This is a genomic window from Paenibacillus sp. FSL R5-0928 (genome assembly GCF_037970385.1).
In the GTDB taxonomy this organism is placed as follows: domain Bacteria; phylum Bacillota; class Bacilli; order Paenibacillales; family Paenibacillaceae; genus Paenibacillus_AQ; species Paenibacillus_AQ odorifer.
The window spans coordinates 4,408,514-4,427,697 of record NZ_CP150225.1; the positions used below are offsets into that span (position 1 = coordinate 4,408,514).

The window sequence follows — 19,184 nt, forward strand, 5'->3', positions numbered from 1 at the left end:
ATAAAGAATCGCATGAGAAAAGTGAGTTACTCTTAAAACGCCTCGCGAATATGACTAAGTGAAGCTAGGCTAAGATCGTCATTTAACAAGACGCTAATTACATCAAAAGAAACCCGCCGTTCCTCATAACCCTTCATATGCAAATAAACCTGTGTTGTATTCCGAACCTGGTTTATTTTGCGAGCATTCACCGATTCTTCTGGAGTTCCCTGAAGCAGCTCTCCACTGCGGCTACGAACTTCGACAACAACAATACAGTCTTCACGCTCCGCAATGATATCAAGCTCTCCAGTACGACAACGCCAATTCCGTTCCAATATCATATATCCACTAGAAGATAGGTACTGCACAGCTCCGTTCTCTGCAGCAGTTCCTTTCTCTTTGCGGTTATAGTGTTTTCTTACATATGGCTCTTTCATTCTTGCCCCCGTTCACCAGCAGAACGATCGCTTTGATACACAAAGCTGAGGATTTCCGCCACCAGCTGATAGAGCTCAGACGGAATCTGTTGGTCCAGATCAAGCTTTGAAAGAACCTCCACGAGGGCTGCATCCTCCTGAACAGCAACCCCGCTCTCCTTAGCCTTTTGCAGAATAAGGTCTGCTATCGCGCCTTGTCCCTTGGCTACTACGACAGGAGCCTCGTTTTGTCCGGGACTATATTTGAGAGCGACCGCTTTTTTGAGCCCTTGTGAAATTGGCTGTACAGGCTCATTCATATACGGTAATCCACTCCTTTGTAAGCCTCAGGAACATAATCAACAAACTTATTAGTATTGGAGCCAGCAAGCTCTTTAGGCAAATTCAATTCTGGCAAGGGTTCGGTTCTTAAACCTGATAATTGATAACCGATGGATTCTACTGCAGTTTTTATATCTTCACGCCGCGTCTCCAGCAGCTCAAGCACCCACGGATGATCATTATGAAGCTTAAGACTAACGATTCGATCTACAACCTGCACATCTACCAATGTCTGCCCTAGCTGCTTCATGTCCAAATCGAACCATAATCGACAGTTAGCTGCATCCAACTCCCCTTTGCGGCCCCGCCTGGACTGGATATGAACCGATGCAGTTTCCTGCCCATCTGGACCTTGCAGCGGCAAGAACAGTGTAACCTGCGCGAAGGGAGCAGTCCGATCTGTATTCAGCAGCAGCTGTTGGCCTGTCAGCTGCTGCACTAGCCCGCTCGCGGCATCTTTTACCGCGGGCGGCACCTCGCTGCTGCTCATAAGCTGCAGCAGCACGCCCTTCAACGTGTCGGCAGCTTGCTCCCCGCCGACACTGCCTAGCGCGGCTGCAGCTGTCCCCGCTGCCGCTCGCGCCGTCTCCGCGGCCGGCAAAGCGCCGCCGCGCACGGCCTGCTGCTCGTGCTCCGCACCGAGCAGCTTCAACACCCGCCCCACCCACGACTCCGCATCCGCGGGTGGGGCGGTGTCTGGCTGCACCGGCGAAGCCGCAGCAGCCGTGGTCTCCCCGCGCGGCGCTGTCGGCGCGGGGGCAGGATCTTGTCCCGCCGCGTCAGCGGGCGGAACGTTCGCGAGCTGCGGCATGCTGCCGCGCAGCTCGGTGAGCACGCCCTGCAGCTTCGCGAGCAGGGCAGCCCCGCTAGGCGCAGCAGCTTGGCTTGCTGCACCAGCTTGGTTTGCCGCAGCAGCTTGGCTATCTGCCCCAACTGATCCAGTGGCGCTTGTATTCGCGCCACTGACACTGCCCTGCGCTCTATCTTTATTTAGACTCATTTCATTGCCATGAGTTTCGCTCCCATTAGAACTATTTTGATTGTTTACAATCCCGTCCCCTTGCGTGTTAGCGGCACTACTCTGAGTCCCGGCAGCAATCGTAGAAGTTGTCTTCCCAGCCAAAGGTTCACCAGTATTTCCACTCTTCGAGAGCTGAACAACCTCACCAGCCTCTTCGGGCACCAGTGGCTTAGCAGTTACAATACCGGTTTCATTCTCAGGAGCTTCAGCTGAACTCGCAGCTGCACTTCCCGATATTTCTGATTTCACTGAATTCAAAGGAATTGCAGTTTCGTCAGAAATAACTCCGGCTCCCATTGCCCCTCCTGTTGCAGCAGCACTTCCGCTTGTAGTAGTAACACCAGCGCTACCTTCAGCAGGTTTACTTACAGGTTGTCCAGTCCCTTTAACCGCCACCTGGTCCATTTCCGCATCAGCATCACCTGCTGATACCGCTTCCCCGTTAATCACAGCGCCTGTACCTGTCGTTACAGGAGCATTCAGCTTTCCGGTTTGGGTACCCATTTCAGCTTTAGCTTCAGCTGTTGTTGTTTCTTCACCGGCGACTTGACCTGCCCAAATCGTAATCTGTTCTTCGAGCGCTGACAAAAGCTGATGAAGCTGCGGACCAAAAACCGCCTGCTGCAATCCTTTCACACTTTCAGGGGTAACCGGCAGGCCCCGCTTTACAGAAATGACAGCTGCATCAAGCCACTCTGAGGTCGGCACGCCCGCAGGTTTCGCACTCATTACAGCATCCAGAATCGCTGCTGTCTCTTTGGTAAGCGGAATACCACCCGACTGCATCGCCAACACAATTTCCCGACCCGCTTTGGAGTCGGTAAGCCCAAGCGATTCCAACGCCTCGCCCATGTTTTGCGGGGTAGCTAACACCGTTTCGCCGAGGGAGACCGGCTTCAATACGGGCAATCCGCCTTCTCCGGGTGCTCCAACCTGCAAGTTCAGGGTCTCTCCTGGCAGTAGTGGTGTTTCCAACTCCGCACGAACAGGTGTACCTTGAATCTGCACAACGGCTTCTTTTCCCGAATCCGATACAGACAAAACAACACCACGTACAACTTGCCCTTCTTTTAATTCCAAAGACTTGGCCGCTCCCGGTTTATTATCCCCGAGCAATCCGCGGATCAATGTTCCGATATTCATACCGTTTCTCCTCCCTCCATTTTCTCTCTTCTTACTATATCGGTATTAATCCGACTTTTTTGAGCGGTGAATTTATCCAAGCTTAAGCGCCTTTGGCGTCTTTTATATTCTGATATTTCTAAAAAAGGGTTTGCTGTTCAGCAAGAATCTTCCCAATAAAGCTGCGCCGATGCATAGGTGTCGGACCTAACGCCGTAATTTGTTCCCTGTGAAGCTTGGTCGCATAACCTTTATGTATCGCAATCCCATAATCAGGGTATAATTCCTCCCACACCCCTTCACACAATCTATCTCTTGTTACTTTAGCTATAATCGAAGCTGCCGCAATGGACTGGCTGTTAGCATCCCCTTTTATGATCGCCTGCTGCGGCAACGGAAGATCTACTTTTTCAGCATCGATTAACATATAGTCCGGGGTATGACTAAGACCTTCTACCGCTTTTTTCATCGCCAGACGAGAAGCCTGCTTAATATTAATTTCATCAATCATGCGGGAATCCACATAACCTACACCAATAGCTATCGCCTGCTCCATAATAATCTCGAATAAGGCATCTCTTTTTTTCGCTGTAAGCTTCTTAGAGTCGTTGACGCCATCAATAATAAGCCCTTCCGGCAAAATCACCGCTGCTGCAACAACATCCCCAAACAAACAACCTCTGCCTACTTCATCTACGCCGGCTATACGGCGATAAGACTGTTCCCAGCCCTCTTTTTCATAACTCAACATATCTATCGTACTCACGAATCTGTCACCGCCAATTATAATTTATTCTATAAACTACATAAGTCAGCTTACCATAGTAAAGCTCACATGGTCATGTACAAATAACCACTCCAATTTGATCCAAATCGGCAAAAAAAAGAGCCCCCGAAAAATTCCGGATGGCTCTTCCATACCCATTCATTTAAACGCCTTTAAGGTGTTTCCAGCGTAAAACGACCAAGCTTACCTGCCCGCAGCTCATGCAGCAAAGCACGTGAAGCTTTTTCCAGATCAACACGTCCACCGCTAATCAGACAACCGCGTTTGCGGCCCACGGCTTCCATAACTGCGACGATCTCATCAGGGTTCTCAAGATCCTCAGGAAGCTTCTCAATACCAAAGCGTTCTTGAAATCTGGAACCATAATCCTTCACCAAATACTTCACTGCATAAAAAGCAATGTCCTCAATGTTCAGGATTTCTTCTTTGATCGCACCCGTCACTGCCAAGCGGTAACCCACGTCTTGATCCTCAAACTTCGGCCATAAGATACCAGGAGTATCCAGAAGCTCCAGATTACCTCCTGTTTTAATCCACTGCTGGCCCTTAGTAACCCCCGGGCGGTCACCCGTAGCAGCGATACTCTTACCAGCCATTCGATTAATCAGCGTTGATTTACCGACGTTAGGAATACCGACGATCAATGCGCGCATAGCTCGTGGGTTCATTCCTCTTGCGATCTGCCGATCAATTTTTTCCTTCAGCAGCAGCTTGACCTGCTCCGGAATCTCCTTGACGCCTGTTCCAGTAGATGCATCCACAGGATGGGCAACATGCCCTTGTTCCTTAAAGTAAGCCAGCCACTTCCGAGTAATTTCCGGATCCGCCAGATCCGCTTTGTTCAAAATAATTAATCTCGGCTTGTCCCGCAAAATATCGTCAATCATCGGATTGCGGCTGGAAAGCGGCAGACGGGAATCGAGCAACTCTATAACAACATCAATCAGCTTCAGCTTATCCTCGATTTGCCGCCTAGCCTTCGTCATATGACCAGGAAACCAATGAATGGCCATTGCCGTCACCTCCTTTGACTTCTGTCAACTTAATGGTTAATCAGTGTAATATCTTTTATCGGCCAGAAGATTAAATCTGCACGACCCACAATATCACCCAGCGGCACATAGCCAATCATCCGGCTGTCTGTACTATCCGAGCGATTATCCCCCATAACGAAAATATGTCCTTCTGGTACAGTACCATCCGTGAATTTTTCATTTGGGAAATCTTTATTATTATACAGAGCGTTGTTACTATGCGCAGCATCAATAGCGCCTTGGATGTAAGTCTCGTTAACAACCTCACCGTTAACTGTAACTACATCTCCTTCTACTTTCACAGTATCTCCAGCCACACCAATTACACGTTTAATAAAATCTCTGCCTTCAGATGGCACGTGGAATACAATAACCTCACCCCGCTGCGGTGATCTTATATCGTATAAAATTTCATTAACGATAACACGTTCTCCCGTATGGAAATTAGGCTGCATGGAAGGTCCATCTACAATAAAAGGCTTGAATAAAAGCCAGCGAATCAGTATAACCAGAACTAAAGCAATCGCAATGGCCTTGACCCATTCCAGCACTTCATTTTTCTGTTTACGTGGGTTCTGCTCGCTTGATTCCAAAGTTTCGCCTTGTTCCTGCTGCATAGTTCACCGTCCTCTCTTAATACTACTCTTACTATACAACACAAAAAAACTCCTGCCAAAAACCCCTCCACAGATACTCCTTCAGGAGGCCTTTTCGGAGAAGCTTATCCCCAAGCGTATATGTCACACGCATTGTATACCAAGCTAAAACGCCCTCAGCGTCCTTTTAAGGACGGTAAGCGTTTATGCGAGAAATTTAAGAATAATGTATAACGTAAAACTTATGCTTTTCTTATATTTTCAAAAAAAAATAAAGCGAAAGGGGCTTGAACTCAAGCCCCTCTCCTCTGTCACTATTCTAGCGACGAATTTCTTTAATTCTCGCTGCTTTACCACGTAGTTCACGAAGGTAATAAAGCTTAGCACGACGCACTTTACCACGACGAGCCACTTCGATTTTTTCGAGTTTAGGCGAGTTGATTGGGAATGTTCTTTCCACACCAACACCGTAAGAAATTTTACGAACCGTAAAAGTCTCACTGATTCCACCGCCACGACGTTTGATTACAACGCCTTCGAACAACTGGATACGCTCACGAGTTCCCTCGATAACTTTTACATGCACCTTCAAAGTGTCACCCGGACGAAAACTAGGGATATCTTTACGAAGTTGCTCTTGCGTAATAGCTTGTAGGATATTCATTAAGGACTTCCTCCTTCCGTACAGGTGTTCTTGCCTCTTCCGGAGAGATCTAAGCTCTCCCTCATTATCCGCAGCGGACCACCGTATTCCACACAACAGAGTTAATAATATCATAAAGGACGGGCTAATACAACTTATTTTTCTATTTTATAACGGCAACATATCTCTTTTTTTTGCCTTAGACTGGCAGTCTTTACACAAGCCGACCACGGTTCCGTTGTCTTGAGCATAGAAGATCAACTTTCCATTCTTCTTCTTGCAAGAAGAGCAAGGCTGCTCCCCTGGACTCTGTTTGGCTTTGCGATGACTATCCATTGAGATCACATTACTGCTAGTGGTGCGCAAAGGATTGCTTGAGCTGCTTGTTTTCTTTTTCTGAGCTATATAATACACAACACCCAGCGCTAGCAAGGCAAGCAAAATAACTACATATTGCATCTGGCTCCCTCCGCTCTTCATGATTTAATTGAGGTAAGAAAATAAAAAGACCGCCCTGTGATGCAAGTAAGGCAACGGTCTATATCGTATTCGCAAACTAGCCCTAGCACATCTCACTTTAAAAAGCGCTTTTCAGTAGCTGCTGAAGATTATATATGAGAGCATCTTCGCTCTTTTTATATGTATCCTTACCCATTTTAATGTCAGCGTAAGATCTATATTACATTTTAGCACAATTGAAATTTGAAGTGTAGTGAACACTTTTTAAATACCTAGTCTTTGGTCCAGTATATTAACCCGTCTACAGCCGTTTTTACAATAAATCCCCGTAGGCTATACTTACAGAAGTACGTACATAACGTAGCGCTTAGGGAAAAACACATATACCCAAAAATAAGGAGGATTTTATTCAATGAAAAAGAGTAATACAACTAGCGTAATGGCAGCTGTAGCCGTCTTGTCCATCGTACTTCTGGCAGGATGCACAGAGTTACCGGGTAGGCAATCCGCTAATAACGAACTAGGAAAGAATATTACTGAAGATGTGCAGCAAAATATTGGTGAGGCTGTGAAGCAAGAGTTAGGTAAAGCCGCTGCAAGCGTGGAGCAAGCCGTTCAGGATACAGCTACCAAGGTGGTCGACGAAGTTAAAGCAAACAGCATTAGCAAAGAACTATCCTTATCAAAAGAGATCGGCTCTGCTTCAGTGCTTAGCATGAACAATGCAGTGGGAGAAATTGAAGTTACATCAACTACGGGTGATCAAATTAATGTAAGTGCAACAATCTTAGCTCATAACGGCTCTGCCCATAAAGCTGACCGTCAGAAAATCTTGGATGACGCTGAGATTTCAATAGACGTTAGTGGCGATACTTTGAAGGTATCTACAAATTCCAAATCAAATCCGAAGAAGGATTTATGGACTTGGGCTCAAGATAAATACGGCTATTCGGATTTTAGTATTAACTATACTATAGAGATCCCCACCAGTATGGATGAATATCAAATCACCAATAATGTCGGACAAATTCGTCTCCGCAATCTGGACGGAAACTACCGCATCGTCAGCAACGTTGGAGCTATTGATATCGAAGGAGCGAACATCACCGGTAAGTCCACTCTAGAGTCTAATACAGGAAGCATACGCATGGATATAGCCGGAATGAAGAGTGATAGCCGCCTTAAAGCGACAACAAATGTGGGTAGCCTCAATGCTGTTCTAGCCGATGGCGTGAAATGTAGCTTGGTGGCTAAAAGTGATCTAGGTCAGATCACCGGGGTTGAGGGTGGCAAACGTGATGTTAACGGAGGAGGTCCATTGTTGTCCTTAAGCTCTGATATAGGCGCAATTACAGTAGAGTAACCAACCACTAATAAACAGACCGTCCGGATGAGCGGACGGTCTGTTTTTGCATCATCATGATTAAATTAATGCAATAGCCAACAGCGTGAACAAGCTGAGAGTTAAAATATTGTCTGCAGCATAAGGGTAACCAAAAAATGCAGAAGTCTGCACAGGTCCATTTGATCCTGTTCTTAAGTAAACATTATATCTGTCCACATCTGTAATCACACCTTCATGCTGTCTGCCATCAGTAGTCAGGATACGTACCCTTCTATTCTTACAACGTAAGCAATTATAATAAGCCTCCACTAGTGTACTCCTCCTCATTCGTAATGATATACTCTATGGTGAGGAGTACAGGTCGGTAACGGCTAAGTTACATAGGTCATTTGTTTGCATCGATATTTACTTTCCGTTCTCTGCATTTTTTGTATTCCCAAAGGTTATATATAAGGAAAGACATATTTTCGGCTTGTTATCCGTACCATCCTATCCATTCAAGGAGGCCAATCGAATGAATGTAGCACGTAAACAGTTTATTAAGGAAGGCGTACTGCGTATTACCATCTTTATTATTTTATCATCGCTTACCTATACCGTTCGCAACTATGCATGGGCAGTTACTGTTCTCGTATGTTTTGCGCTTTACGCTCTACTTACAGGAGTATATCGCCTCTTTCGCAAAGAGTAGAATGCGCCTCCACGAATTTTTATAGTTAACCAAACACCCCCTTTCCAAAGAGTTTTTAATTTTCCTTGAAGAGGGGGTGTTTACATTCTGATCAGAGTCACAGGGTTTGACCTCTCTTAGTAGGAACAATAAAACCATTAGATGTAGTGAACTTTCGTTCTCTATACTCTAATGGTTTTATTGGACTTGCTTATTCATACTTAATTATTAATCTTATATGTTCAAGCTTTAAAGGGCGAATGGGAATTACGATTTGCGATTTGTATAATAATCGATAATATCATTCACGGTGCGGAGCGGCTCCGCTTCTTTGTGGATCGTGTCCACGCTAGGCTTGAATTCTTCACGCGTCTTCGTAGTCACTTCAGTTCATTCCTTTCAATAGTTAAGCTTGCTGCATCGTAAGCTGCATATAGTATTACGCCACCTCTATCTATTACCCCAAATAGAAGAGTTCAACGCACCTATGCTCATTTGTTTTGGAAATTACGCAAAAAAAATACGAGATTATAGCCCTTCTTATATTTAAGTAAACATAACAAAAACGCCTCCTTAACGTAAGATACGTTAAAAAGACGTAAAATATGCCTGTTTTATTAAAATTTTACTCCGGCTTGATTTCATTTTTCAGACGTTCCAGTGTTTTCTTGTCTTTCAACGTTAGTTCTGCACTTTCGAGCAAATCAGGTCTACGTTCAAATGTACGCTGTAACGCTTGCTCTCTTCGCCATACTTCGATGTTGGCATGATGGCCACTCAGCAACATATCTGGTACCTTCCAGCCCCGAAATTCAGCTGGCCGAGTGTAGTGGGGATATTCCAACAGCCCTGTACTGAACGAATCCGTGATCGCAGAGGTTTCATTTCCAAGCGCTCCTGGCTGTAGCCGAACTACTGAATCAATAACCGTCAGTGCCGGTAGTTCTCCACCCGTTAGCACGTAATCGCCAATCGACAGTTCATCTGTAACCAGATGCTCCCGTATCCGCTCATCGTAGCCCTCATAATGACCACATATAAAGATTAGATGCTGCTCTTGTGCCAGTTCCTCAGCAATCTTCTGATTATACGTCTTTCCTTGCGGGCACATAAGAATGATGCGCGGCTTCACAGAGTAAGGCGTCGGGACTGCAGATTCAGAACCATTCTCCAAAGGACTAGCCTCGATCCCCAATACATGTTCTACCGCTGCAAAGATCGGGTCAGGCTTCAGTACCATGCCCCCGCCCCCGCCATACGGTGTATCATCTACACTGTTATGCTTATTTCCTGAGAAATCACGAAAGTTCACAGCATTCAAAGATACAATCCCTTTTTCGCGTGCCTTACCAAGAATGCTTGTGCTAAATACGCCTTCGCACATCTCCGGAAAGAGCGTTAGCACATCAATTCTGATCATGGCAGTAGTCCTTCCATTAAGTGAACCGTAATTCGTTTGGCCTCAATGTCCACGTTCAGCACTACATCGTTAATTACAGGGATAAGGATGTCTTGCCCTTTAGCAGGCTTAACAACCCACACGTCATTTGCACCTGGCTGTAAAATTTCCGTAATTGTGCCAAGCGGTTCATTTCCAGCATCATCCGTATAAACTTCACAGCCAACGATTTGGTGGAAGTAGTATTCGTTCTCTGGCAGATCAACCAGATCATTACTTGGTACCTTAAGCAAACTTCCCTTATACTTTTCCACTTCGTTAATATTGGTATATCCCTTAAGCTTAACGATAAACATACCCTTATGCTCTCGAGCGGATTCTACAGTCACTTCAAATTTTGCACTGCCATCCGCAGGGATGACGAACAGCTTCTTGTCTTTAGCGAAACGAACCTCAGGAAAATCGGTATGGGATAATACTTTAATCTCCCCGCGAATTCCATGCGTATTCACAAGCCGGCCTACGGTTAATTCTTCCGTCATATAACCCTCTCCTTTACAAGCTTCATCTATATATTTGAACAAAAAGGAGCCGGGATATACTATCCCTAGCCCCTCATTGTACGCATTATTTAAGATAAAATATCTACAGTTACGCGTTTATCGCTCTTGACTGCTGCAGATGTGACTACTGTACGGAGCGCCTTGGCGATCCTGCCTTGCTTGCCGATGACCTTTCCTACATCATCTGGATGTACGGACAGCTCATAGACAATCAAGTGTTCTTTCTCCACAGCCCGTACCGTCACATCTTCTGGATGATCCACTAAAGCCTTAGCAATTACTCCAACTAATTCTTCCATAGAGGACCCTCGCAATCAGTCATTATTTCTGTTGCTTAAGCTCATGAAACTTCTTCATCACGCCTGCTTTGGAAAGCAAGTTGCGGACGGTATCAGATGCTTGCGCACCTGTTTGAAGCCATTTAAGAGCTTTTTCCTCATCGATCTTAACTACTGCCGGTTGTTCAATCGGATTATAATAACCGATTTCCTCGATAAAACGACCGTCACGAGGGGACCGGGAATCGGAAACCACTACACGATAGAAAGGCGCTTTATGCGCTCCCATTCTTTTTAGACGAATACGTACTGCCACGAAAAATCACCTCCTTATAATAGTTTCCAACATTAGTTGGACAGACATTCAAGATCATTTAAAAGGGAATTTCAGCCCTTTTCCACCACCAAGACCTTTAAGCTGCTTCATGGCATTTTTCTTGGAGGCTTTGCCGCCTCCGCCCATCATGCCGGAGAATTGCTTCATCATCTTACGCATCTCATCAAATTGTTTGATGAGGCGGTTGACCTCAGCGACTGAGGTTCCGCTGCCGGTTGCGATACGCTTGCGGCGGTTATGGTTAATGATCTCAGGCTGTTGCTTCTCCGCCTTAGTCATAGAATGAACTATGGCTTCAACGCGTCCCATTTGCTTATCGTCGACCTTTAAATCTTTAATGCCCTTGGCTTTGTTCATACCCGGAAGCATATCAAGAATTTGATCGATAGGGCCTAGCTTCTTCACCTGATCCATTTGCTCAAGGAAATCATCGAACGTAAACTCTGCATTACGCATCTTACGTTCCATTTCTTTAGCCTTGTCAGTATCAATGTTCGCCTGGGCTTTCTCAATCAGCGACAGCATGTCGCCCATACCCAGAATCCGCGAAGCCATACGTTCCGGATGGAACGGCTCCAGCGCGTCGATCTTCTCCCCTAAAGCGGCGAATTTGATCGGGCAACCGGTAACAGCTTTTACTGACAGTGCAGCACCACCACGGCTGTCGCCGTCGAGTTTCGTCAATACGACCCCTGTAAGCTCAAGCTGCTTATTAAAGCTCTCGGCTACATTCACGGCGTCTTGACCTGTCATAGCATCTACTACAAGAAGTACTTCATCAGGATTTACAACATTGTGAATCTGCTTGAGTTCTTCCATTAGTTCTTCATCAATATGCAGGCGGCCTGCAGTATCGATAATAACATAATCCAGTCCGTTATCTTTCGCATGTTGTACAGCTTGTCTGGCAATTTCTACCGGACTAGTCTGATCACCCAGCGAGAATACCGGAACCTTAATCTGTTCTCCCAGCACTTGCAGCTGCTTGATAGCAGCAGGCCGGTAAATATCTCCCGCAACCAGGAGCGGACGATGATTGCCCTTCTGTAACAGCTTAGCTAGCTTACCCGAAGTGGTTGTCTTACCAGCCCCTTGTAGACCCGCCATCATAATGACGGTCGGCGGCTTGTTCGACTTGGCCAGCTTCGCTTGGCTTCCGCCCATCAGCTCGGTTAGTTCCTTGTTGACGATGTCGATAATTACCATGCCAGGCGTAAAGCTGTCCATGACTTCCTTGCCGATGGACTTTTCTTTCACCTTAGCTACGAATTCTTTAACTACCTTGAAGTTAACATCGGCTTCCAGAAGGGCTAACCGCACTTCACGCATAGCTTCGTTTACGTCTTCTTCGGATACTTTACCTTTCCCGCGTAGCTTGCTGAACACATTCTGCAATCTTCCGGTTAAACCTTCAAACGCCATATGCAGATTTCTCCCTTCATGCTACTCTAACCTCTGCAAGCGATCCACGATCTCCGCGAACCGAAGTTTATATTGCTCAGGCAGCATCCCATTCTCCGGCAGTCTGCGCAGCTCTTCTAAATATTTAGTACGACTCTCATGTTTCACTAATAATCCAAGTTTTTCTTCATAATTCTCAAGGACTTGCTCAGCCCGCTTAATATGCTCATAAACAGCTTGGCGGCTGATTTCAAATTCAGCGGCGATTTCTCCCAAGGAAAAATCATCGTGAAAATAATATTTAAGAAACGTTTGCTGCTTATCTGTAAGCAGTCGTTCATAGAAGGCAAAAAGCAAATTGATACGATTCGTTTTCTCGAGCCTATTCTCCTGACTCATTAAGGACAACCCCTTCGTCAAGGAAAAACACTTTACACCTTCACAACGTCCCTTATGATACCTAAAAGAAAGAGAGATGTCAAGCACTTTTGCTTGTCATCTCTTTCTTTATTAAAAATCCATATTTTCCGCGATAAATCCGCTTGAAATTATTGGATTGGCAGTACATAAATCAATATGGCGAAGAAATGTGTGACACTGCCTGCAAGAACAAATACATGCCAGATCGCGTGATGAAACGGAAACCCTCTCCACACATAAAAAACTGTACCTAAAGTATAAAGCACTCCGCCAGCCATCAGCAGAATCATACCACCGTCCGCTACAACTGCCGAAAGAGGATTCCAGGCGATAACAATCAGCCACCCCATAGCAATGTAGAATACCGTAGACATGAACAGAAACTTTTTAACAAAAAATGCTTTGAAGAAAACGCCAAATACTGCGATCCCCCAAATGACTCCAAATAAACTCCAGCCAAGTGTTCCCCGAATAGCTACTAGCAAAAAGGGAGTGTACGTGCCTGCGATAAACAGATAAATAGAGGAGTGATCGAAAAATTCGAACAAATCCTTCGCCTTGCCCTCTTTGAGACTATGCACAAGTGTTGAATTGAGATACAGAAGCAGCATTGTCGTTCCATAAATGGAGAAGCTGACCACATGCCATGCCGTTCCTTTCAGACTTGCAAAAACAACAAGCAGGACAAGTGCAGCGACGCTTAATACAGCTCCGATCCCGTGCGTAATCGCATTCGCGACTTCTTCTCTCCGGGTGTAGGTGTGAGTATTTGCCATATCCATATCCTTCCGTCTAAGCTTTCTTTCTATTATACCACGCGGACCTCACTGGATTACAGTTTGTAAATCTCCGTGTATTTCTCCTCCAAATAATCAGCCAGATAATCTGGGCTCAGCGGCTCACCTGTTACTTGTTCGATAATTTGCGAAGGGGTCAGGCTTTTTCCGAAACGGTAGATTTTTTCTGTTAACCATTCTTTAATCGGCAAAAGATTTCCCGCAGCAATCAATTCATCGTAGTTCGGCAGCTCCTTGCGGAGTGTATTCAAGATTTGGGCAGCGTACATATTCCCCAAAGAGTAGGATGCAAAATATCCGAAGTCTCCACCGGACCAGTGCACATCCTGCAATACACCAAGTGCATCATTAGGCGGTGTAATACCTAAATATTCTTGATATTTAGCATTCCATACCTGAGGCAGATCTTTGACAGATAGACCTTCATTAAAAATAAGCTTTTCGATCTCGTAACGCACAATAATGTGCAGATTGTATGTAAGCTCATCTGCTTCAATTCGGATGAATGAATTTTCCACACTGTTAATAGCCCGGTAGAAATCCTCTACATCTACATTAGCAAGCTGCTCTGGGAAATGCTGCTGTAGATCACCGTAATAACGTTGCCAGAACGCACGGCTGCGGCCGATCATATTCTCCCATAGTCTCGACTGAGATTCATGAATCCCCATCGATGCGCCTTGAGCCAGTGGTGTTCCCACTAAATCTTGGCTGATATTTTGTTCGTAAAGCGCATGTCCACCTTCATGCAGTGAACTGAAGACGGCACTAGTCACGTTATCAAGTAAATAAGCGGTCGTAATACGAACGTCACCTGGATTCAGCCCTGTAGCAAAAGGATGCACACTCTCATCCAAGCGGCCTGCGTCGAAGTCATAGCCCATTTGCTTCAGAATAAAGTTACCAAACTTTTGTTGCTGCTCTTTAGGGAAAATCTGCTGCAAGAAGCTGGTATCAGGTTTATTAGGTGAAGCAGCGATAGCTTCCACTAACGGAACCAAGCGGCTGCGGAGGCGACTGAACACTTCATCCACCTTCTCTACCGTGAGATCAGGCTCATACATATCTAGTAGCGTATCGTAACGTGTGCCATTTACACCCCAATAATCGATGAACTCTTGTTTCAGAGCTACGATTTTGCTCAAATAAGGTTCAAATGTAGCAAAGTCATTGTTCTCCTTAGCTTCTTCCCAGATCGTTTGGGAATGAGCAGACAGGACAGCGTACTCTTCAAATCTTTTGGAAGGAATACTCTTACTGCGCTCATACTCTTTGCGGCAATCGTTGACGATCTTTTGTTGATTAGCTGTAAGCTGGCTCAACACTTCTGGACGACTGAAAAATGCTGTGAAGTCACCCATCTCCTGTGAAATCTCGAGTCTGAACAATTCTCCACTCAGCATCCCAATCGTACCGGAACGAACTTCTACTCCCTTACGCGGTGCACCTGTGCGCAAATCCCAGTGCATTAATTCTATGGCCTCTGAATATCCACTAATTTTTGCCAATAACTCGCTGAATTGTTCCCATCGTTCCTTTACTTGTTGTTCCATTCTACTCCACCTGCTTTCTCTGTTTTACAGACTCCTCTTGATGATACTTTTTTGAATGAGTATAATCAACTTCAGAGATTACATCTCTAATTTTAAATATTTAATGAGTTACATAAGAAGCAGAGCATGCTTCGAACAAAAATCAAGGAGCGTGAACAGGGCTATGATGATTCAAGTTACACCTCTCGCAGAAAGGAAGTTGAAGGAAAGGCTTGGAGATCAGCCAGGATTTTTCAAGCTCTTTTATGATACGGTAGGCTGCGGGTGTGACGGAATTAATGTGTTACTGATTGTTTCAGAAGTGGAGCAAGGCGATTCTAGGATAGAGACGAATTCTCTTCCCTTTATCGTAAGCCGGCAACAGGAAATCTTTTATGAAGACAAGATGCGACTCGATGCAGAGGAACGTTTCTCTTCCTATAAGCTGGTCAGTGATTCTCAGATTTATGGCAACAATATCATGGTAAGAGATATGCGCAACGTAAGTACAATTCAAGGATTTTAAGGGAGGAAGCTAATATGAGCCACGTATCAGAAATTATTAACTTTAATAAAAGTTTTGTAGAGAATAAGGACTATGAAGCTTATTTAACCAGTCGTTATCCTGACAAAAAAATGCTGATCATCACCTGTATGGACACTAGACTCGTTGAATTATTGCCGAAAGCCATGAATTTCAAAAACGGTGATGTCAAAATTATCAAAAATGCTGGTGCGGTTATTTCTCAGCCTTTCGGTAGTGTTATGCGTAGTGTAATGGTAGCTCTATATGAACTAGATGCTGAAGAAGTAATCGTGGTTGGACACTATGAATGCGGTATGGCCTCCCTCAATGCGGACCATATGATCAATTCCATTAAAGAACGTGGCGTATCTGAAGAAGTGCTGTCTACACTGGAGAATTCCGGAATCAAACTAACAAAATGGCTGCGTGGGTTTGACAATGTCGAAGAAGGGGTAATTCAGACTGTGGACCTGATTAAACGTCATCCACTGCTTCCCCCTAATGTACCTATCCATGGCATGATCATCGATCCGGCAACCGGAGCGCTTGAGCTTGTCGCTGATGGGTATAAGTAACGAATGACGACTCTCTAACTGCTGTTTGCGTGGATCCTGGATCCACGCTTTTTTTGTGCATAAAAGTATAAATTATGATAAATAAAATTGAAACCTTGTGGGGCATGTCTGCGTATTACCGACCATACACAAAAATTCATGCTCACAGGAGGGTTTTCGTACTAAATGAAACCAATGAAACGCGTAATGATGATTCTAATGGCCTTCACTCTATTTTTTGCAGTGGCTGCTCCAGACTTTGCCGATGCACGTCGAGGTGGCGGCGGTTTCAAATCCGGCACTCGCAGCTATTCAACAACTCCAAAAAAATCAACAACAACAAATAACATCAAAAAAAGTGACAGCACTAAAAGCTCCACAGCAGGATCTGCTGCTAATACGAAACGTGGATTCTTCAGCGGCGGCAGCTTAATGAAGGGCATGATGATCGGTGGTTTGGCCGGATTATTATTCGGTGGAATGTTTGGTGGAATGGGAGCTTTTGGTGACTTCTTAGGCTTTGCCGTTAATATGCTAGCTATCTATGTACTGGTTATGCTCGTGATGTCCTTCTTCCGTCGTAGAAAAGAACGTCGCCGCTTAGAAGAACAGGATGGTCGTTACTAATGTCTACAATCGTTCTAAGCATGGATGAGATCATCAATGCCCTCTGTCTGCACATGGCGGAACGAAAGGCTGTTCGCCCAGAGGATGTTCAGGTAGAACTGAGCTGGGAAGAAGATACCGGTTACTCTGCAGAGGTTTGGGTACAGGGCCGCAGTCAATTTCTAGTGGAGTCCAATATGATTGAAGCGATCCTGCGTTACATGCTCAGCGAATATGGTGTTCGCACCTATCGTGAAGATGTAAGACTGGACCTGGATGAGGAAATCACAGCGATTGTAAATACAGGGAACTAATGATAGTAAAAGGGACAACCCAAGGGGTTGTCCTTTTTGATATAACGCTATTCATAGAAATATTGCTTTACCGTCCCTACTCCGTCTGACACTTCAATTTCTGCATAAGCTCCATTAATAAAAGTAACCTGCGGCGGGACATGACCACAATCGATATCATAAACGATCGGTACCTTAAGCTCTTCAGATAGTTCAGCATAGATATCCTCGGCAGTATAGTTATCCACAGGCCGATTAGCTGGACTTCTGCCAAACATAATCCCCGAACAATTCTCAAACCACCCTGCCAGCTTCATCTGCACTAAAGATCTGCGTAAATCCGCTGTGTTCAATTCACAATTTTCCAAATACCAAACTATAGGTTCGTCATGAATCATTTCTTGCTGAAAATGCTGGAGCTTTCCATAGGGCGTGCCGATTAAATGCCTAATTACATCTATACAACCACCCAACAGACGTCCTTTCATCGTTACAGCATCTGTAGTTAGAGACTTCCAATAGGTCTCCTCTGTCAAATGAAAAACGCATGGCGAAGGCAAATCATGTTGCCATTCCCGCTGATATTTAAGAGATGAATGCTGGACAATGGACCCACCCACTGATGTCTCTAGGACCGCCTGCCAGAGGGCTGTAGTATCATCTGAATACTCTCCCCGTAAATCAATGAGATTCGCTCCATGGGCAGTAGCCAACCCGGTTGTCAGCGTGACCGCAAGCAGCAAGACGCTTATATCTGAATATCCCACGATCCATTTGTCCTGCAAAGCATCAAAATCAATAAATTCCAGAGCTTCAATTAACAATTCCCCGCCCCAAGGCGGAATAAGGATATCAATTCCATCATCTTTGATCATCTCATTAAACTCATGACCTCGAACATTGGCTGGTGCAGATTTAGCCTTATCTTGCTTCCATGCCGTTTCGCCGATAATGACATTAAATCCTTGCGACTTCAACCGGCTGGAGGCCAGTGTAAGAAGTTCTGCATTTTGAATGCCTACTCCAGATGAAGGTGCTGTAACTCCTATCGTCGCATTCTTTTTCAAAAAAGGGTATCTAATCATATGCCACCTCCCAGAGTTTGTACCCATTATATCCCTAAAGTGATAATGAGAACACCTCCTTCTAACACATACTTTACGCCTACAAAAAAAGGACCTGGCGGGATGCGTCAACGTATGACCACAAATCCTGCACATGTCCTTCTTCAATTAAACCCAAGCACTAGATTAAAGAGATAGCAAGCAGTTCAAACAACACAAGCGGTAAAATCACATTATTATTGTATGGGGGACCTGGATAAGGTCCTGGATATGGGCCAGGTCCGGGGCCCGGATGAGGATGATAAGGCTGATGAGGGTTGTAAAACCCGCGGGGCATTTGCCCATTAGCTGCAACGTTCAGATACAAGTGTTTATTATCTACTCCGGCTATAACGCCTTCATGTACAAAGCCATCAATTGTCTGTACGTTCACCTTATGGTTAAGGTATGGCTTGCAAGATTGATGTAGGGAATCGCGGACACCGTGCAGGTGCCGGATCACAGCAGGATCGGCCTGATAAATCACATTCTGTTGCTGCCCAGTGTTAAATGTCGACATGGATGTTCTGACCTCCGTAAATGGATTTGCTCCATTCTATGCAGAAGCCTAGATTACGGTGCCTATTAAATGGGCTATTCTTAGAATGGCAGAGCGACCTTCTCAACCTTAACATTTACGGAAACTAGAGACAGTCCCATCATATTTTCAACAGCATTTCTTACATTTTGCTGCAGCATATAGCAGACCTCTTGAATCACACATCCGTAATTAACTATGACCTGAAGATCGATGGCAACATCCACTTCTTTTACTTCAACGGACATTCCTTTTTTTACATTTTTACCGCTTAGACGTTTAGCCCAGTTGTCCGAGATACTGCTTCCTGACATGCCGGCAATACCCGGTGTGTCCAGAACCACTTGCCCGACGATCGAAGTCACCACATCATCTGAAATATGAATTAGTCCTTGCTCCGTTCCTTCATTCATAGAAATC

The 19,184-nt window shown here is 45.2% G+C and carries 26 protein-coding genes; 6 read left to right on the forward strand and 20 right to left on the reverse strand.

Annotated features, from left to right (window positions below; genetic code table 11):
• Positions 1-32: 32 nt before the first annotated feature.
• From MKZ16_RS19855 to MKZ16_RS19890, 8 genes are all read right to left on the reverse strand, one after another.
• The gene (locus MKZ16_RS19855) at positions 33-419 is read right to left on the reverse strand and encodes a YraN family protein (RefSeq protein WP_038571990.1); all 387 of its coding nucleotides are present in this window, start codon (positions 417-419) and stop codon (positions 33-35) included.
• Positions 416-718, reverse strand: coding sequence for an EscU/YscU/HrcU family type III secretion system export apparatus switch protein (locus tag MKZ16_RS19860; protein ID WP_038571992.1), 303 nt, complete (start codon positions 716-718; stop codon positions 416-418). The genes MKZ16_RS19855 and MKZ16_RS19860 overlap by 4 nt, the downstream gene beginning before the upstream one ends.
• Positions 715-2,904 (reverse strand): hypothetical protein, encoded by a 2,190-nt coding sequence (locus MKZ16_RS19865; RefSeq protein ID WP_076106369.1) that lies wholly within the window; start codon positions 2,902-2,904, stop codon positions 715-717. Before MKZ16_RS19865 ends, MKZ16_RS19860 begins: the two co-directional genes overlap by 4 nt.
• 118 nt (positions 2,905-3,022) lie before the next feature.
• Positions 3,023-3,634, reverse strand: a complete 612-nt coding sequence (locus MKZ16_RS19870; protein WP_076100429.1) for a ribonuclease HII — start codon at positions 3,632-3,634, stop codon at positions 3,023-3,025.
• A 188-nt stretch (positions 3,635-3,822) separates the two neighbouring features.
• Positions 3,823-4,683: a ribosome biogenesis GTPase YlqF gene (ylqF, locus tag MKZ16_RS19875; RefSeq protein ID WP_036688587.1), complete on the reverse strand. Its 861-nt coding sequence runs from the start codon at positions 4,681-4,683 to the stop codon at positions 3,823-3,825.
• Between the two features lie 29 nt (positions 4,684-4,712).
• Positions 4,713-5,321 (reverse strand): signal peptidase I, encoded by a 609-nt coding sequence (gene lepB / locus MKZ16_RS19880; RefSeq protein WP_076106371.1) that lies wholly within the window; start codon positions 5,319-5,321, stop codon positions 4,713-4,715.
• A 298-nt stretch (positions 5,322-5,619) separates the two neighbouring features.
• Positions 5,620-5,964: a 50S ribosomal protein L19 gene (gene rplS, locus MKZ16_RS19885; RefSeq protein WP_036688590.1), complete on the reverse strand. Its 345-nt coding sequence runs from the start codon at positions 5,962-5,964 to the stop codon at positions 5,620-5,622.
• Positions 5,965-6,111: 147 nt separating this feature from the next.
• Complete coding sequence (locus MKZ16_RS19890) at positions 6,112-6,402, reverse strand: hypothetical protein (protein WP_038571998.1); 291 nt, start codon at positions 6,400-6,402, stop codon at positions 6,112-6,114.
• A 412-nt stretch (positions 6,403-6,814) separates the two neighbouring features.
• Here MKZ16_RS19890 and MKZ16_RS19895 point away from each other — a divergent pair, with 412 nt between their 5' ends.
• Positions 6,815-7,765, forward strand: coding sequence for a hypothetical protein (locus MKZ16_RS19895; RefSeq protein WP_038572002.1), 951 nt, complete (start codon positions 6,815-6,817; stop codon positions 7,763-7,765).
• A gap of 60 nt (positions 7,766-7,825) precedes the next feature.
• Here the strand turns inward: MKZ16_RS19895 and MKZ16_RS19900 are convergent, their stop codons facing one another.
• A complete protein-coding gene (locus tag MKZ16_RS19900; protein ID WP_036688596.1) occupies positions 7,826-8,056 on the reverse strand; it encodes a hypothetical protein in 231 nt (76 codons plus the stop codon).
• 205 nt (positions 8,057-8,261) lie between these two features.
• On the opposite strand from MKZ16_RS19900, the gene MKZ16_RS19905 reads away from it, so the two are divergent.
• A complete protein-coding gene (locus MKZ16_RS19905; protein WP_155288145.1) occupies positions 8,262-8,438 on the forward strand; it encodes a hypothetical protein in 177 nt (58 codons plus the stop codon).
• 604 nt (positions 8,439-9,042) lie between these two features.
• On the opposite strand, the gene trmD is transcribed toward MKZ16_RS19905, so the two are convergent.
• The 8 genes from trmD to MKZ16_RS19945 form a co-directional block, all read right to left on the reverse strand.
• Positions 9,043-9,834: a tRNA (guanosine(37)-N1)-methyltransferase TrmD gene (gene trmD / locus MKZ16_RS19910; RefSeq protein ID WP_038574590.1), complete on the reverse strand. Its 792-nt coding sequence runs from the start codon at positions 9,832-9,834 to the stop codon at positions 9,043-9,045.
• Positions 9,834-10,358: a ribosome maturation factor RimM gene (rimM, locus tag MKZ16_RS19915; protein ID WP_038572005.1), complete on the reverse strand. Its 525-nt coding sequence runs from the start codon at positions 10,356-10,358 to the stop codon at positions 9,834-9,836. The genes trmD and rimM overlap by 1 nt, the downstream gene beginning before the upstream one ends.
• 89 nt (positions 10,359-10,447) lie before the next feature.
• A complete protein-coding gene (locus tag MKZ16_RS19920; protein WP_036688600.1) occupies positions 10,448-10,678 on the reverse strand; it encodes a KH domain-containing protein in 231 nt (76 codons plus the stop codon).
• A 22-nt stretch (positions 10,679-10,700) separates the two neighbouring features.
• Complete coding sequence (gene rpsP, locus MKZ16_RS19925; RefSeq protein ID WP_036688604.1) at positions 10,701-10,973, reverse strand: 30S ribosomal protein S16; 273 nt, start codon at positions 10,971-10,973, stop codon at positions 10,701-10,703.
• A gap of 54 nt (positions 10,974-11,027) precedes the next feature.
• Positions 11,028-12,416 carry a signal recognition particle protein gene (gene ffh / locus MKZ16_RS19930; protein ID WP_036688607.1) on the reverse strand — a complete coding sequence of 463 codons (1,389 nt, stop codon included), beginning with the start codon at positions 12,414-12,416 and terminating at the stop codon, positions 11,028-11,030.
• Positions 12,417-12,437: 21 nt separating this feature from the next.
• Positions 12,438-12,794 carry a YlxM family DNA-binding protein gene (ylxM, locus tag MKZ16_RS19935; RefSeq protein WP_036688609.1) on the reverse strand — a complete coding sequence of 119 codons (357 nt, stop codon included), beginning with the start codon at positions 12,792-12,794 and terminating at the stop codon, positions 12,438-12,440.
• Between the two features lie 149 nt (positions 12,795-12,943).
• The gene (locus MKZ16_RS19940; protein ID WP_036688612.1) at positions 12,944-13,591 is read right to left on the reverse strand and encodes a hemolysin III family protein; all 648 of its coding nucleotides are present in this window, start codon (positions 13,589-13,591) and stop codon (positions 12,944-12,946) included.
• A gap of 56 nt (positions 13,592-13,647) precedes the next feature.
• Positions 13,648-15,165 (reverse strand): carboxypeptidase M32, encoded by a 1,518-nt coding sequence (locus MKZ16_RS19945; RefSeq protein ID WP_036688614.1) that lies wholly within the window; start codon positions 15,163-15,165, stop codon positions 13,648-13,650.
• Between the two features lie 163 nt (positions 15,166-15,328).
• On the opposite strand from MKZ16_RS19945, the gene MKZ16_RS19950 reads away from it, so the two are divergent.
• The 4 genes from MKZ16_RS19950 to MKZ16_RS19965 all read left to right on the forward strand — a co-directional run bounded on the left by MKZ16_RS19950 (position 15,329) and on the right by MKZ16_RS19965 (position 17,144).
• Complete coding sequence (locus MKZ16_RS19950; RefSeq protein WP_036688616.1) at positions 15,329-15,670, forward strand: iron-sulfur cluster biosynthesis family protein; 342 nt, start codon at positions 15,329-15,331, stop codon at positions 15,668-15,670.
• A gap of 14 nt (positions 15,671-15,684) precedes the next feature.
• Positions 15,685-16,245 (forward strand): carbonic anhydrase, encoded by a 561-nt coding sequence (locus MKZ16_RS19955; protein ID WP_036688619.1) that lies wholly within the window; start codon positions 15,685-15,687, stop codon positions 16,243-16,245.
• A gap of 174 nt (positions 16,246-16,419) precedes the next feature.
• Positions 16,420-16,851, forward strand: coding sequence for a hypothetical protein (locus MKZ16_RS19960; RefSeq protein ID WP_076100426.1), 432 nt, complete (start codon positions 16,420-16,422; stop codon positions 16,849-16,851).
• Positions 16,852-16,859: 8 nt separating this feature from the next.
• Complete coding sequence (locus MKZ16_RS19965) at positions 16,860-17,144, forward strand: YxcD family protein (RefSeq protein ID WP_076100425.1); 285 nt, start codon at positions 16,860-16,862, stop codon at positions 17,142-17,144.
• 47 nt (positions 17,145-17,191) lie between these two features.
• Here the strand turns inward: MKZ16_RS19965 and MKZ16_RS19970 are convergent, their stop codons facing one another.
• From MKZ16_RS19970 to MKZ16_RS19980, 3 genes are all read right to left on the reverse strand, one after another.
• The gene (locus MKZ16_RS19970) at positions 17,192-18,208 is read right to left on the reverse strand and encodes a S66 peptidase family protein (RefSeq protein ID WP_076106373.1); all 1,017 of its coding nucleotides are present in this window, start codon (positions 18,206-18,208) and stop codon (positions 17,192-17,194) included.
• 160 nt (positions 18,209-18,368) lie between these two features.
• Positions 18,369-18,746, reverse strand: coding sequence for a hypothetical protein (locus tag MKZ16_RS19975; protein ID WP_036688624.1), 378 nt, complete (start codon positions 18,744-18,746; stop codon positions 18,369-18,371).
• Between the two features lie 80 nt (positions 18,747-18,826).
• Positions 18,827-19,177 (reverse strand): Asp23/Gls24 family envelope stress response protein, encoded by a 351-nt coding sequence (locus MKZ16_RS19980; protein ID WP_036688625.1) that lies wholly within the window; start codon positions 19,175-19,177, stop codon positions 18,827-18,829.
• Positions 19,178-19,184 lie beyond the last annotated feature (7 nt).

Bases quoted from the DNA above. Each gene is read 5' to 3' on its own strand.
- MKZ16_RS19855 (WP_038571990.1), bottom strand. From the start codon at position 419: ATGAAAGAGCCATATGTAAGAAAACACTATAACCGCAAAGAGAAAGGA.
- MKZ16_RS19860 (WP_038571992.1), bottom strand. From the start codon at position 718: ATGAATGAGCCTGTACAGCCAATTTCACAAGGGCTCAAAAAAGCGGTC.
- ylxM (WP_036688609.1), bottom strand. From the start codon at position 12,794: ATGAGTCAGGAGAATAGGCTCGAGAAAACGAATCGTATCAATTTGCTT.
- ylqF (WP_036688587.1), bottom strand. From the start codon at position 4,683: ATGGCCATTCATTGGTTTCCTGGTCATATGACGAAGGCTAGGCGGCAA.
- MKZ16_RS19975 (WP_036688624.1), bottom strand. From the start codon at position 18,746: ATGTCGACATTTAACACTGGGCAGCAACAGAATGTGATTTATCAGGCC.
- MKZ16_RS19970 (WP_076106373.1), bottom strand. From the start codon at position 18,208: ATGATTAGATACCCTTTTTTGAAAAAGAATGCGACGATAGGAGTTACA.
- lepB (WP_076106371.1), bottom strand. From the start codon at position 5,321: ATGCAGCAGGAACAAGGCGAAACTTTGGAATCAAGCGAGCAGAACCCA.
- MKZ16_RS19895 (WP_038572002.1), top strand. From the start codon at position 6,815: ATGAAAAAGAGTAATACAACTAGCGTAATGGCAGCTGTAGCCGTCTTG.
- MKZ16_RS19905 (WP_155288145.1), top strand. From the start codon at position 8,262: ATGAATGTAGCACGTAAACAGTTTATTAAGGAAGGCGTACTGCGTATT.
- MKZ16_RS19960 (WP_076100426.1), top strand. From the start codon at position 16,420: ATGAAACGCGTAATGATGATTCTAATGGCCTTCACTCTATTTTTTGCA.
- MKZ16_RS19955 (WP_036688619.1), top strand. From the start codon at position 15,685: ATGAGCCACGTATCAGAAATTATTAACTTTAATAAAAGTTTTGTAGAG.
- rimM (WP_038572005.1), bottom strand. From the start codon at position 10,358: ATGACGGAAGAATTAACCGTAGGCCGGCTTGTGAATACGCATGGAATT.
- MKZ16_RS19865 (WP_076106369.1), bottom strand. From the start codon at position 2,904: ATGAATATCGGAACATTGATCCGCGGATTGCTCGGGGATAATAAACCG.
- ffh (WP_036688607.1), bottom strand. From the start codon at position 12,416: ATGGCGTTTGAAGGTTTAACCGGAAGATTGCAGAATGTGTTCAGCAAG.
- MKZ16_RS19890 (WP_038571998.1), bottom strand. From the start codon at position 6,402: ATGCAATATGTAGTTATTTTGCTTGCCTTGCTAGCGCTGGGTGTTGTG.
- MKZ16_RS19870 (WP_076100429.1), bottom strand. From the start codon at position 3,634: ATGTTGAGTTATGAAAAAGAGGGCTGGGAACAGTCTTATCGCCGTATA.
- MKZ16_RS19920 (WP_036688600.1), bottom strand. From the start codon at position 10,678: ATGGAAGAATTAGTTGGAGTAATTGCTAAGGCTTTAGTGGATCATCCA.
- MKZ16_RS19980 (WP_036688625.1), bottom strand. From the start codon at position 19,177: ATGAATGAAGGAACGGAGCAAGGACTAATTCATATTTCAGATGATGTG.
- rplS (WP_036688590.1), bottom strand. From the start codon at position 5,964: ATGAATATCCTACAAGCTATTACGCAAGAGCAACTTCGTAAAGATATC.
- MKZ16_RS19940 (WP_036688612.1), bottom strand. From the start codon at position 13,591: ATGGCAAATACTCACACCTACACCCGGAGAGAAGAAGTCGCGAATGCG.
- MKZ16_RS19945 (WP_036688614.1), bottom strand. From the start codon at position 15,165: ATGGAACAACAAGTAAAGGAACGATGGGAACAATTCAGCGAGTTATTG.
- MKZ16_RS19950 (WP_036688616.1), top strand. From the start codon at position 15,329: ATGATGATTCAAGTTACACCTCTCGCAGAAAGGAAGTTGAAGGAAAGG.